The 11991-nt window shown below is 69.1% G+C and carries 10 protein-coding genes and 1 other RNA gene; 5 read left to right on the forward strand and 6 right to left on the reverse strand.

What is annotated here, in order from left to right; translation table 11 throughout:
- Positions 1–102: 102 nt before the first annotated feature.
- The gene (locus tag ACFSCU_RS05305; RefSeq protein ID WP_377560098.1) at positions 103–1839 is read right to left on the reverse strand and encodes an NAD(P)/FAD-dependent oxidoreductase; all 1737 of its coding nucleotides are present in this window, start codon (positions 1837–1839) and stop codon (positions 103–105) included.
- A 39-nt stretch (positions 1840–1878) separates the two neighbouring features.
- Between ACFSCU_RS05305 and ACFSCU_RS05310 the strand changes: the two genes are divergently transcribed.
- On the forward strand, positions 1879–2016 hold the full coding sequence (locus ACFSCU_RS05310; protein WP_180550827.1) for a hypothetical protein: 138 nt from the start codon (positions 1879–1881) through the stop codon (positions 2014–2016).
- A gap of 136 nt (positions 2017–2152) precedes the next feature.
- On the opposite strand, the gene cysK is transcribed toward ACFSCU_RS05310, so the two are convergent.
- Entirely contained in the window at positions 2153–3070 is a 918-nt protein-coding gene (cysK, locus tag ACFSCU_RS05315) for a cysteine synthase A (protein ID WP_180550828.1), read from the reverse strand.
- A 91-nt stretch (positions 3071–3161) separates the two neighbouring features.
- On the opposite strand from cysK, the gene rnpB reads away from it, so the two are divergent.
- Positions 3162–3480, forward strand: an RNA gene (gene rnpB, locus ACFSCU_RS05320) — RNase P RNA component class A.
- A 228-nt stretch (positions 3481–3708) separates the two neighbouring features.
- On the opposite strand, the gene ACFSCU_RS05325 is transcribed toward rnpB, so the two are convergent.
- The 3 genes from ACFSCU_RS05325 to ACFSCU_RS05335 all read right to left on the reverse strand — a co-directional run bounded on the left by ACFSCU_RS05325 (position 3709) and on the right by ACFSCU_RS05335 (position 7435).
- Positions 3709–4875, reverse strand: a complete 1167-nt coding sequence (locus ACFSCU_RS05325) for a M48 family metallopeptidase (protein ID WP_377560099.1) — start codon at positions 4873–4875, stop codon at positions 3709–3711.
- 143 nt (positions 4876–5018) lie between these two features.
- Positions 5019–6281 carry a YjgN family protein gene (locus ACFSCU_RS05330; protein WP_180550829.1) on the reverse strand — a complete coding sequence of 421 codons (1263 nt, stop codon included), beginning with the start codon at positions 6279–6281 and terminating at the stop codon, positions 5019–5021.
- A gap of 137 nt (positions 6282–6418) precedes the next feature.
- Entirely contained in the window at positions 6419–7435 is a 1017-nt protein-coding gene (locus ACFSCU_RS05335; RefSeq protein WP_180550830.1) for an alpha/beta fold hydrolase, read from the reverse strand.
- Positions 7436–7723: 288 nt separating this feature from the next.
- On the opposite strand from ACFSCU_RS05335, the gene ACFSCU_RS05340 reads away from it, so the two are divergent.
- On the forward strand, positions 7724–8131 hold the full coding sequence (locus ACFSCU_RS05340; protein ID WP_180550831.1) for a DUF488 domain-containing protein: 408 nt from the start codon (positions 7724–7726) through the stop codon (positions 8129–8131).
- A gap of 112 nt (positions 8132–8243) precedes the next feature.
- On the opposite strand, the gene yihA is transcribed toward ACFSCU_RS05340, so the two are convergent.
- Complete coding sequence (gene yihA / locus ACFSCU_RS05345) at positions 8244–8957, reverse strand: ribosome biogenesis GTP-binding protein YihA/YsxC (RefSeq protein ID WP_377560100.1); 714 nt, start codon at positions 8955–8957, stop codon at positions 8244–8246.
- Between the two features lie 113 nt (positions 8958–9070).
- On the opposite strand from yihA, the gene ACFSCU_RS05350 reads away from it, so the two are divergent.
- Together ACFSCU_RS05350 and ACFSCU_RS05355 are read left to right on the forward strand one after the other, a co-directional pair.
- Complete coding sequence (locus tag ACFSCU_RS05350; protein ID WP_180550833.1) at positions 9071–9688, forward strand: c-type cytochrome; 618 nt, start codon at positions 9071–9073, stop codon at positions 9686–9688.
- 183 nt (positions 9689–9871) lie between these two features.
- The gene (locus ACFSCU_RS05355) at positions 9872–11989 is read left to right on the forward strand and encodes a cytochrome c biogenesis protein ResB (protein ID WP_377560102.1); all 2118 of its coding nucleotides are present in this window, start codon (positions 9872–9874) and stop codon (positions 11987–11989) included.
- The last annotated feature ends 2 nt before the right edge of the window (positions 11990–11991 follow it).

An 11991-nucleotide genomic window follows, 5' to 3' on the forward strand; every position in this document is an offset into this window, starting at 1 on the left:
TTTCATGCCCTGTGGGAGCGGGCTTGCCCGCGATGCGGCGCTTGCCGTGGCGGATGCGCTGCCATCGCGGGCCAGCCAGCTCCCACAAGAAAAGGAAAAGCGTCAGCCCTGCGCCGCGCCCAGCACGGCCAGCGCCACGGCCTCGCCCACGCGGATGCCGTCGATGCCCGCCGACAGAATGCCGCCCGCATAGCCCGCGCCTTCGCCGGCCGGGTACAGGCCGCGCACGTTCAGGCTTTGCAGGTCGTCGCCACGGCGGATGTTGAGCGGGCTGGAGGTGCGTGTTTCCACGCCCGTCAGCACCGCGTCCGGCATGTCGTAGCCCCTGATCTTGCGGCCGAAGGCGGGCAGTGCCTCGCGCATGGCGGCGGTCACGAACGGCGGCAGCGCGGCGTGCAGGTCGGTCCAGTGCACGCCGGGCTTGTACGAAGGCAGCACCTCGCCCGGCCCGCTGCTGGGCCGCTGCGCCAGAAAGTCGCCCACGCGCTGCGCCGGCGCGGCGTAGCGGCCGCCACCCAGCTGGTAGGCCCCCACCTCCAGCTGGCGCTGCAGCACGATGCCTGCCAGCGGGTGCACCTGGCCTTCGGGCAGCGCTTCGACACCGAACGAATCGCCCAGCGCCTCGACGAAGGCCGCCGCGTCGCGTGGGTAATCGGCCGGGTCGATGCCCACCACCATGCCGGCGTTGGCGTTGCGCTCGTTGCGGCTGTACTGGCTCATGCCGTTGGTCACCACGCCGCCCGGCTCGCTGGCGGCGGCCACCACGGTGCCGCCGGGGCACATGCAGAAGCTGTACACGGTGCGGCCCGCGCCCTCGCCATGCTGCGCGTGGTGCACCAGCTTGTAGTCGGCCGCGCCCAGCAACGGATGGCCGGCGTGCTGGCCCCAGCGCGCGCGGTCGATCACGCCCTGCGGGTGCTCGATGCGCACGCCGATCGAGAACGGCTTGGCCACCATGTCCACGCCGTGGCGGTACAGCATGCTGAAGCTGTCGCGCGCGCTGTGGCCCAGCGCCAGCACCACGTGGCGTGCGGGCAGTTCCTCAACGTCGCCGGTCTCGAGGTTTTCGACCGCCAGCGCCCGAATGGCGGGCGCCGGCAGCTCCTGATCCAATAGCACATCGACCACCCGACGCTGAAAGCGAATCTCGCCGCCGAGCGCCACGATCTGCTCGCGCAGGTTCTCCACCACCTTCACCAGCTTGAAGGTGCCGACGTGGGGGTGCGCGACGTAGAGGATTTCTTCCGGCGCGCCCGCGTCGACGAACTCCTGCATCACCTTGCGCCCCAGGTGGCGCGGGTCGCGCACCTGGCTGTAGAGCTTGCCGTCGCTGAACAACCCCGCGCCGCCCTCGCCGAACTGCACGTTGCTCTCGGGGTTCAGCGCGCGCTTGCGCCACAGCCCCCAGGTGTCCTGCGTGCGCTCGCGCACCGGCTTGCCGCGCTCCAGCACGATGGGCTTGAGCCCGATCTGCGCCAGCACCAGCGCGGCGAAGATGCCGCAGGGGCCAAAGCCGACCACCACCGGGCGCTCGCCGTTCCAGTCAGCGGGCGCGGTGACGGGCGGGCGCCACGCCATGTCGGGCGTGGGCTGCACGTGCGGGTCCTTGTCGAAGCGCGCCAGCAGCGCGGCTTCGCTGGCTGGGTCGGCCAGTTCGATATCGACGATGTAGACCGCCAGCAGTTCGGCCTTGCGCGCGTCGAAGCTGCGCTTGAACACCGTCAGCGTGGCGATGTCGGATTCAGGAATCGAGAGCTTGGCGGCCGCGGCGGCGCTCAGCGCGCTTTCAGGCGCTTCGGCCTGCGCCAGCGGCAGGCGGAGTTCGGAGAGGCGGATCATGGCTTGTGTCGATCAAGCAAAAAGGCATGATAACGAGCCATGATTCGTCAAAAGAAACGATCGGAAGGAATATCCACGCACTTCAAGCGTGAGGCGCTGATCATGGCTGCCTTGCCATGGGCGCTGGCGCTGATTGCCCTGCTCGCAGGACTGTTGGTGCCATGGCTCCTTTTTTGACCGGAGGCGCACTGGACGGCGATGGCGTCAGAACAAGGCATCATTTGCGACTGCCCGTCAGCAGGGTTACCGTGCAAATGATGTCCGGCACCTTGCGCACGACACCCGCCTCAACGAGGCGCAGAGGGCTGACAGGTCACGCCGGCAGATACCCCTCGACCGACAGATAGCGCTCGCCGGTGTCGTAGTTGAAGCCCAGCACCTTGGCGCCTGCGGGCAGTTCGGGCAGCTTCTGCGCGATGGCGGCCAGGGTGGCGCCCGAGCTGATGCCGACCAGGATGCCCTCTTCGCGCGCACTGCGGCGGCCGTACTCGCGCGCGGCTTCGGCCTCGACCTGGATCACGCCGTCGAGCACGCTGGTGTCGAGGTTCTTGGGGATGAAACCGGCGCCGATGCCCTGGATGGGGTGCGGTGCGGGCGCACCGCCGCTGATGACGGGCGACTGCGTGGGCTCGACGGCGAACACTTTCAGGTTGGGCCACTTCGCCTTCAGCACCCGCGAGCAGCCGGTCAGGTGCCCGCCGGTGCCGACGCCGGTGATGAGCACGTCCAGCCCGTCGGGGAAGTCGGCCAGGATTTCCTGTGCGGTGGTCTGCTCGTGCGCCGTCACGTTGGCCGGGTTGTCGAACTGCTGCGGAATCCACGCGCCGGGTGTCTGCGCCGCCAGTTCCTCGGCGCGGGCGATGGCGCCCTTCATGCCCTTTTCGCGCGGCGTCAGGTCGAACGTGGCGCCGTAGGCCAGCATCAGGCGGCGGCGCTCCACGCTCATGCTGTCGGGCATCACCAGAATCAGCTTGTAGCCCTTGACGGCGGCCACCATGGCCAGGCCCACGCCGGTGTTGCCGCTGGTGGGCTCGATGATGGTGCCGCCGGCTTTCAACTGGCCAGACTGCTCGGCCGCCTCGACCATGCTGAGGGCGATGCGGTCCTTGACCGAGCCGCCGGGGTTGGCGCGCTCGCACTTGACCCAGACGTTGGCGCCGGCGCCGAACAGGCGGTTGATGCGCACGTGCGGCGTGCGGCCGATGGTGGCGAGGATGTTGTCGGCTTTCATGCGTTGCTCCGGTGTTGCGGGATGGAAGGCATTCTGGCGCAAGGCTTCAACACGAACGCGCATATGGATATGCTGGGATAATTGACAGTGTGAAGCCCGCCAGACCGCCGCTGGTGCAAGTTGGGAAACCACGCACTGGAGGAACGTCCGGACTGCACAGGGCAGCGCAGGAGCTAACGGCTCTCCACCGCGAGGTGAGGATCAGAGCAACAGAGACGAGCCGATTGAGTTCGGGTGAAACGGGCAATCTCTGCGCGCAGCAACACCAAGTAGGCCAGCGATGAGGCGGCCCGCTGAGCTGGCGGGTAGGTGGCACCGAGCCGGGTGGGCGACCCCCGGCCCAGATTGATGGCGGTCACGTTGAGGGCAACTTCAACGCACAGAATCCGGCGTATCGGCGGGCTTCACACTTTTTTTCGCGGGGTCGATGTTCATGCATGAAATCGGCCTGCAGCGAACTTCTGGCGGGCGCAGACAGCTATATTAATAATAGCTTTGACGCGTCATGCCCGGCTCCAGGGGTAGGAGCGGCGGAAGCCGCGAAAGGGCCTGCCAGCTGCGCAGGGGACGTTGATTCGCGGCTTCCGCCGCTCCTGCACCGTATAGAGGTTGGTCCAGCGCGCTGACCGCCTGCGGCCTCAGCCGCAATCCGGTGCCTGCCCGGCCTTCAGCCGCTGGGCGCGGCCCACGGTGTCGGGGTGGGTGCTGAACCAGTCGGCCTGCGGCTGGCGCGCCGCGGGTTCGGCGGGCTTGGCGGCATCGGTGGGTGCGCTGGCAGCGCCGGCCTTGCCGCGCAGCTCGACCTCCATCTGCCGCTCGATGCCCAGCAGCAGGTCGGCCATGGGCGTGGTGGGCAGGCCGGCCTTGGCCATCATGGCGATGGCGTAGCAGTCGGATTCGGTCTCGTGGTTGCGGCGGTAGGCCAGGCCGGTGAGCAGCGAGGCGCCGCTGCTGACCAGCGTGGACACATCCCCCAGCGCCAGCCCCAGCCCGATGTTGAGCACGCCTTGCTCCACCACCATGCGCGTGGTGTGGCGGTGCGCCACGTGGCCGATTTCGTGCGCCAGCACGCCCAGCAGCGCCGGCTCGCCGGTGTTCGGGATCAGGCGCGCCTGCTCGACCATGGCGTCGGTCATCACGATGGTGCCGCCGGGCAGCGCAAAGGCGTTGGGGCCCATGCCGGAGCGGAACTCCAGCCGGTACCGCGGCCGGTAGCCGGGGTAGCGCTGCAGTTCGGGGCCGATCAGCCCCACCAGCCGGTCGAAGCCGGCGCGCAGTTCGGCCTGGCGCTCGGGCGCCAGCTTGCTGGGCTTGACATAGCTGCCGTCGATCTGCGCCATGGCCTGCTCGGTCAGCGCCAGCTCCCAGCTCAGCGGCACGTGGCGCGTGACCTGCGTGGCGGCCCAGGGCGTGCCCCAGCGGTAGAAGGCCCACACGCTGGCGCCGGCCAGCAGCAGCACGGCCAGCAGCACCGGCAGCCGCGTCTGCATGCGCTCGGCCAGCGAGGTGCGGTGGCTGACCTGGCCCAGCGCCGCCTGCCAGCCGGCCACGTCGTCGATCTGCAGGCTGCCGTGCGCACCCAGATCGACCGCCACGCGCGGCGGCGCCCGGCCGGTGCCCCAGCGCTCGGGCCAGCCGACCTGGGGGTGGCCCAGGTCCAGCGCCTCGCCCGCGCCGTCGAGCGCCTTCAGTTGCAGCCGCGTGCCGCCCGGCCCGGCCAGCAGCCGCACCCGCGCCGGCCGCGCGCGCGAGCTGCGGCCGTCGAACCAGTGGGCTTGCAGGGGCGATGAGGTGGTGGGGGGCATGTCAGTGACTCAGGGGGGACGGCGTGGCGCAAGCAAGCTATCTGATACTCCCCTGTATGCGGCCGTACAGCGCCCGTCCATCATGCGATGAAGATGCATACTCCCTGCATAGGCGCCATGATCTTGGTCTGGGTTCGGCATCGTCATCCGATCAGGTCCAGCCCCATCATGTCGGCCGCCGCATCGCCAAAGGCGCCCTGCTGCTTCACCAGTTCGCCCGCCAGTTGGTCGGTGCCGCCCTTGATGTGCAGCGTGACCGAGCCGACCTTGGCCGCGTATTCGCTGGCCACGGCGAACGGCCGGTAAAAGCCCAGCGTGAGCACCGTCAGCAGCATGTTTTTCACGCGCAGCCCCACGAAGGCGGCGGTGCGCAGGCTGGTCTTGCTGCGCGCGATGTGGCTGAAGCCGACGTTGTTCCACACCAGCTGGAACATGCGCGCCTCGCGGTAGGCGCGCGCCGGCAGGCTGGCCAGGATCACGAACAGCAGCGTTGCGATCAAGCTCAGCACGATAACGAAAATAACCCCCGCCGCGCCCGCCTCGAACATGCCTTTGACGAAATGCGGCAGCACCAGCATGGAGCCGCCGGCCACCAAACCCAGCAGTGCCAGCAGCGCGACGACGCACAGCAGAAAGAAGCCCACCGTGGCCAGCCACACCTTCACGAAGTCCGCGTACACCGGCTTCCAGCGGCCCACCTGCCCGCCAATGCGTGCGCGCGCCACCAGCAGGCGGCGGTAGTTGTATTCGAGCCGGATCACGCACAGCAGCGTGAGCAGCACCGCCAGGCCGAACAGCGCGAAGGTGCTGGCTTGAAGGGCGGGCAGCTTGGGCACGCTGCCCGGCTCCTGGGCGATGCCGGTGGGCATGTCGGGCGACAGCGCGGCGGCGCCGAAGAACACCGCCGTCCAGATCGCCGCGATGGCAAACACCGGCCAGCTGGCGATGTAGACCTCCTTCCAACTCGCGGTGAAGGCCAGCCGGATGCCGCGCCAGCGCGTGGCGCCCAGCCTGAAGCGCATGGCGCTGGCCCACAAGAAGGGCGCCAGCACCGCGAAGCCGAAGAACAGCAGGCCGGCGGCCAGCTGCTGCCCCGTCTCCAGCGCCATCTGGTAGGCCAGGTACAGCCCGGCGAAGGCCAGAAAGCCGAACACCATGCGCCGCGTCTCTGCCACGAACTCCAGCGGGCTGCCGGCCACGTGCGTGTGGCTGTAGAAGTACTGCGCCGTGCGCCGCCGCGCCCACGGCGTGTAGAGGCCGAGCGTGACGATGGACAGCAGCAGGTTGACGATCCAGACGCGGAAATACTCGCGCCCCGAGCCGGTGAACTCGACCGGGTGCGCGACGATGGCGGGGCGCGCGGTGCGGCGCTCGCGCGGGGCGCTGTCTGTCAACGCGGTGACCATGCCAAAGACCCCTTCCTTCCTCTGCTGTGTACTTTGGGCCGCAGTGTAGCGGCTGGCAGGGCGGTCAGGCGGTGGTCGGGTGGTTTGGGTTCGAATCGGCCTCTGGCGCTTGGTGGACAAGCGCAAACAGCTATGGTTCAGGTAGCAAGAAAGCGCCCGATCGACGCCGCCACGCGCTGCGGCTGCTCGTGCACCACCCAGTGCGTGGCGCGCTCGATGCGTTCGACTTGCAACCGTGGCACCCAGCGCTCCAGGCCATCGAGCAGGCCGGGCAGCAGGGCGCTGTCCTGCATCGCCCACAGCACCAGCGTGGGCAGGGCGACGGTGAAGGCCTCGGGCGGCAGCGTCACGCCGGCGGCGGCCGCATCGCCGGCGCGCGGCGGGCGCAGGGGCGAGGCGCGATAGTAGTTCAGCCCGCCCGTCAGCCCCGCGCCGGGGCGGCTGCCGTCGCCCGACCACACGGCGCGGTACTGGGCGCGCAGCGCGTCGGTCATCCAGCCGGCGCCGTCGGGCAGGACGGGCGCGTTCGCCTCATCGCCGGGCCGGGCCGCATCGCCCGCCAGCGCGGTGGCGGCCTGCTGCATGGCGGCCGCGCCGCTGGCGCCCATCCCGTCGAAGAAGGGCCACAGGCGGGCGAAGTCGCGCTCGGCCAGCAGCGCCTCGGCGTCGGGGCGGATGAGGAAGTTCATGTAGGCGCTGGCGGCCTGCTGGGCGGGGCTGCGCTGCAGCTCGCGCGCGAAAGTCTGCGGGTGCGGCGAGTTGATGATGACCAGGCGCTGCATCAGCTTGGGCCGCGCGGCGGCCAGGTTCCAGGCCAAGGCGCCGCCCCAGTCGTGCGCCACCAGCGCGGCCAGTTGGCCGCCTTCACCACATTCCGCGGCGATGAGGGCAGCGATGTCCTGCAGCAGTTGCCTGGGGTGGTAGGCGGCCACGTCGGCGGGGCTGCTGGAGTGCTCGTAGCCGCGCAGGTTGGGCGCCACGCAGCGGTAGCCGCCGTGCTCGGGCCGGGCGAAGTGGACCAGCAGTTCGTCCCACGCAAACGCCGCCTCGGGGAAGCCGTGCAGGAACAGCAGCACCGGCCGGCCGCGCGCGCCAGCGCTGCGGCAGCTGAGGGTGATGCCGTGCGGCAGGTCAGCGGTCCAGGTGTCGATCATGGGCGGGCTCCTCGGGCGGTCGGGGTGTGTCAGGGCGCTTCAGGCAGCGGAATTGGGCGATAGCCTGTTGGCGCCAATGTGTGGTATCAATAAAATAGCTGCTTGCGCACTGCAATCGGGCGCTAGGCGCCATTTTGATGGTGAGAAAAATTTTCCAAGTTCCCCCCCCTCCTTGTCTGTGCGGCGGGGCGGGGCAGCGTTTATCGTAAGCCCGTGCCGGGCCGCGCGCTGTCGCGTCAAGGTCTGGGGTTTCGCGGCGCAGCCGTTCAGACACAAGGAGATGGCGCCATGAGCATCCGCATCGTCCGCCTGGGCACCCCGCGTGCGAAAGACGAAGGCCTGCGCATCGGCACCGTGCGGCGCCCGCCGCGCGGCGTGCCCAAGGCGCGCTTTGCCGCCGACGACTGGTACGACGTGTGGTACCCCAACCTGTCGCCCAGCCCCGAACACATGAAGCTGGCCCTGTCGACCCACACCGAGCCCGATGCGGCCAAGGCGAAGAAGGACTGGGCGCTGTTCACGCGCCTGTTCCGCAAAGCCATGGCCGAGCCCGATGCCGCCCGCACGCTGGACGTGCTGGCGGCGCTGTCGCACCAGACCAATTTCTCGATCGGGTGTTACTGCGAGGACGAGGCGCGCTGCCACCGCTCGGTGCTGCGCGAGCTGCTGCAGGAGCGCGGCGCGGCGCTGGCCTGAGCACGGTTTTTGTGGGAGCGGGCTTGCCCGCGATGCAGCGCGTCATACGCACGGCAGCCCCATCGCGGGCAAGCCCGCTCCTACAGAAAACGCAGCGCCTGGCGCTGACGGGTCAAGCCTCGGCGGCCGATTCCTCATCCGGCGCGGCATCCGCTACCAGTTGCCGCAACCACAGCGCCGCGTCTTCCACGCCCTGCCGCTTGAGGGCCGAGAACAGCATCACCTCACCCCCGCCCGCCTGCAGGCGCGTGATCTGCAGCGCCTTGGCCTGCTCGGTGCGGTTCAGCTTGTCGGCCTTGGTCAGCAGGATCAGAAAGGGCAGGCCGTCCTCGACGCGCGGGCGGATCACTTCGAGCAGCGCCTCGTCCAGCTCCTTCAGCCCACGGCGCGGATCGGCCAGCATCACGATGCCGGCCAGGTTGCGGCGCGACACCAGGTAATTGGCCATCACGCGCTGCCAGCGCACCTTGTCGGCCAGCGGCACCGCGGCGTAGCCGTAGCCGGGCAGGTCGGCCAGCACCGCGTCGGTGGTGCCCTGGCGGCCGACGGCAAACAGGTTGATGTGCTGCGTGCGCCCAGGCTTCTTGGAGGCGTAGGCCAGCTGCGTCTGCTGCGTCAGCGTGTTGATGGCGGTGGACTTGCCGGCGTTGGAGCGGCCGACGAAGGCGATCTCGGGCACCTCGAGCGGCGGCAACTGGTGCAGTTGCGCGGCGGTGGTCAGAAAGCGCGCCGTGTGCAGCCAGCCCAGCGCCTCACGGCCGGCGGCCGATGCGGGGCTGGCCGACGACGCACGCGGGCGGGAGGGGGCAGGAGGTGGGTTGGGCATGCGGGACAGCCACGGCGGCGCGGCGCAGGGACATTGGGGGGTGACCGGGAGTGGGCATTGTAGAATCGCGGGGTTCAGCGTCCCACGACCATTCTTCAAGAAGACGATCGCCCATGAAGTCGCTTGCCGCCCTCCTGACCGCCTCGCTGCTCGCAGCTTCCGCCCACGCCGCCGACGCACCGGCCGCACCGAAGGTCGACCTGGCCAAGGGCGCCGCCAGCTACGCCGCCGTGTGCGTGGCCTGCCACGCGGCCGACGGCAATTCCACCGTGCCCCTGCAGCCCAACCTGGCGCAGCAGCACCCCGAGTACCTGCACAAGCAGATGGTCGAATTCAAGAGCGGCGTCCGCAAGGACCCGATCATGCAGGGCTTCGCCGCCGCGCTGAGCGAAGAGGATTCGCGCAACATCGCCCACTGGCTGGCGTCGCAGAAGGCCAAGCCCGGCTTCGCCAAGGAGAGAGAACTGGTGCTGATGGGCGAGCGCATCTACCGCGGCGGCATCCCCGACCGCCAGATTCCGGCCTGCGCCGGCTGCCACAGCCCCAACGGTGCCGGCATCCCGTCGCAGTACCCGCGCCTGTCAGGCCAGCACGCCGACTACACCGTCAAGCAGCTGGTGGCCTTCCGCGATGGCACGCGCACCAACAACGCGCAGATGACCGGCGTGGCCGCCAAGATGAACGACCGCGAGATCAAGGCGGTCTCGGACTACATTGCCGGCCTGCGCTGAGCGCGGACCGGACTCCCGCCAGCCGCCGAGCCGCGTCCGGTCCAGCCGGCGCGGCTTTTGTTTTTCTCAGGCTTTTCACGTGATCCAGGTCAAAAAATCGCGCCGGCGACTGAACCGAACACGCGGCAGGGCCTCCAACGACCGGCGCGCTGTGTCTCGCGCGCCAGGCTTTTTTGATTGCGCATGACCGCCACCACCAGCACCGAAGGATACGAACCCCAGCGCGGCTCCGCCGTCTGGCGCTCCGGCATGGAGCTGCTGTCGTCGATGCGCTTCGCCATCGCGCTGCTCACCGTCATCTGCATCGCCTCGGTCATCGGCACGGTGATCAAGCAGCACGAGCCGGCCGTCAACTACACCAACCAGTTCGGGCCGTTCTGGGCCGATCTGTTCCTGGCGCTCAAGCTCAACGCGGTGTACAGCGCGTGGTGGTTCCTGATCATCCTGGCGTTCCTGGTCATCAGCACCAGCCTGTGCATCCTGCGCAACACGCCCAAGTTCCTGGCCGACATCCGCAACTACAAGGAGAACATCCGCGAAGGCAGCCTGAAGGCCTTCCACCACAAGGCCGAAGGCCCGCTGGCGCAGGCGCCCGAGGCCGAGGCCCAGCGCATCGGCCAGATGCTGGCCGGCGGCGGCTGGAAGGTGAAGCTGCAGGAGCGCGACACCCCCACCGGCAAGGGCTGGATGGTGGCGGCCAAGGCCGGCGCGGCCAACAAGATCGGCTACATCGCCGCGCACAGCGCCATCGTGCTGATCTGCCTGGGCGGCCTGTTCGACGGCGACCTGTTCGTGCGCGCGCTCACCTGGTTCGGCGGCAAGACGGTCTATTCCGGCGGCGGCTTCGTGTCGGAGGTGAAGCCCGAGCACCGCCTGCCGCCCAGCAACCCCACCTTCCGCGGCAACCTGGTGGTGTCGGAAGGCACGGTGTCCAGCACCGCCATCCTGAGCCAGTCCGACGGCATCCTGCTGCAGGAACTGCCCTTCGCGGTCGAACTGAAGAAGTTCATCGTCGAGTACTACCCCACCGGCATGCCCAAGCTGTTCGCCAGCGACATCGTCATCCACGACAAGGAAACCGGCGAGTCGAAGGAGGAGCGCATCGAGGTCAACCACCCGGCCAGCTATCGTGGAGTGCAGATCTACCAGAGCAGCTTCGACGACGGCGGCTCGCGCGTGAAGCTGAAGGCGCTGCCCATGGCCGGCGGCGCCAAATCGTTCGAGGTCGAAGGCACCATCGGCAGTTCGTCGCAGATCACCAACGGCGACGAGAAGCTGACGCTGGAATACACCGCGCTGCGCGTCATCAACGTCGAGAACATGACCAACGACGCCGGCGGCAGCGGTGCCGACGTGCGCAAGGTCGACCTGCGCCAGGCGCTCAACAGCCGGCTGGGCGCGGCCGACAAGACCCCGACGCAGCGCGAGATGCGCAACGTCGGCCCCAGCATCACCTACAAGCTGCGCGACGAGGCCGGCCAGGCGCGCGAGTTCCACAACTACATGCTGCCGGTGGACACCGGCGACGGCACGCCGGTGTTCCTGCTGGGCGTGCGCACCGCCACGTCCGAGCCGTTCCGCTACCTGCGCCTGCCGGCCGACGAGGACGGGTCGATGGAAGGCTTCGTGCGCCTGCGCGCGGCGCTGCACGATCCGGCCATGCGCGAGCGCGCGGTGCGCCGCTACGTGCTGAAGGCCGTCGATCCGCAGCGGCCGGAGCTGGTGGAGCAGCTGACGGCGTCCGCCTCGCGCGCGGTGGGCCTGTTTGCCGGCGCCGAGACGGTGGGCGGCAGGCAGGTCAGTGGCCTGCAGGCCATCTCCGACTTCATGGAAACCGCCGTGCCCGAGGCCGAGCGCGAGCGCGCCGCCGAGGTGCTGCTGCGCATCCTGAACGGCACGCTGCTCGAGCTGAGCACGCTGGCGCGCGAAACACAGGGCAAGCCGCCGCTGGTCGAGAGCGAAGCCACCGCCCGCTTCATGACGCAGGGCGTGCTGGCGCTGTCCGACATCAGCCTGTACCCGGCGCCGGTCACCTTCCAGCTGGACGACTTCACCCAGGTGCAGGCCAGCGTGTTCCAGGTGGCGCGTGCCCCGGGCAAGAACGTGGTCTATCTGGGCTGCCTGTTGCTGATTCTGGGCGTCTTTGCCATGCTCTACGTGCGCGAACGGCGCCTGTGGGTGTGGGTGGCCCCCGATGGCACCGGCGCCAAGGCCACAATGGCGCTTTCCACCAACCGCAAGACGCTGGATGCCGACCGCGAGTTCGAGCAACTGCGTTCCAAACTCTTGACCATCCCCTGAAG

It is taken from the genome of Ottowia beijingensis (genome assembly GCF_042680925.1).
Taxonomy (GTDB): Bacteria; Pseudomonadota; Gammaproteobacteria; order Burkholderiales; family Burkholderiaceae_C; genus Ottowia; species Ottowia beijingensis.

Bases quoted from the DNA above. Each gene is read 5' to 3' on its own strand.
- ACFSCU_RS05305 (WP_377560098.1), bottom strand. From the start codon at position 1,839: ATGATCCGCCTCTCCGAACTCCGCCTGCCGCTGGCGCAGGCCGAAGCG.
- ACFSCU_RS05310 (WP_180550827.1), top strand. From the start codon at position 1,879: ATGATTCGTCAAAAGAAACGATCGGAAGGAATATCCACGCACTTCAAG.
- cysK (WP_180550828.1), bottom strand. From the start codon at position 3,070: ATGAAAGCCGACAACATCCTCGCCACCATCGGCCGCACGCCGCACGTG.
- ACFSCU_RS05325 (WP_377560099.1), bottom strand. From the start codon at position 4,875: ATGCCCCCCACCACCTCATCGCCCCTGCAAGCCCACTGGTTCGACGGC.
- ACFSCU_RS05330 (WP_180550829.1), bottom strand. From the start codon at position 6,281: ATGGTCACCGCGTTGACAGACAGCGCCCCGCGCGAGCGCCGCACCGCG.
- ACFSCU_RS05335 (WP_180550830.1), bottom strand. From the start codon at position 7,435: ATGATCGACACCTGGACCGCTGACCTGCCGCACGGCATCACCCTCAGC.
- ACFSCU_RS05340 (WP_180550831.1), top strand. From the start codon at position 7,724: ATGAGCATCCGCATCGTCCGCCTGGGCACCCCGCGTGCGAAAGACGAA.
- yihA (WP_377560100.1), bottom strand. From the start codon at position 8,957: ATGCCCAACCCACCTCCTGCCCCCTCCCGCCCGCGTGCGTCGTCGGCC.
- ACFSCU_RS05350 (WP_180550833.1), top strand. From the start codon at position 9,071: ATGAAGTCGCTTGCCGCCCTCCTGACCGCCTCGCTGCTCGCAGCTTCC.
- ACFSCU_RS05355 (WP_377560102.1), top strand. From the start codon at position 9,872: ATGACCGCCACCACCAGCACCGAAGGATACGAACCCCAGCGCGGCTCC.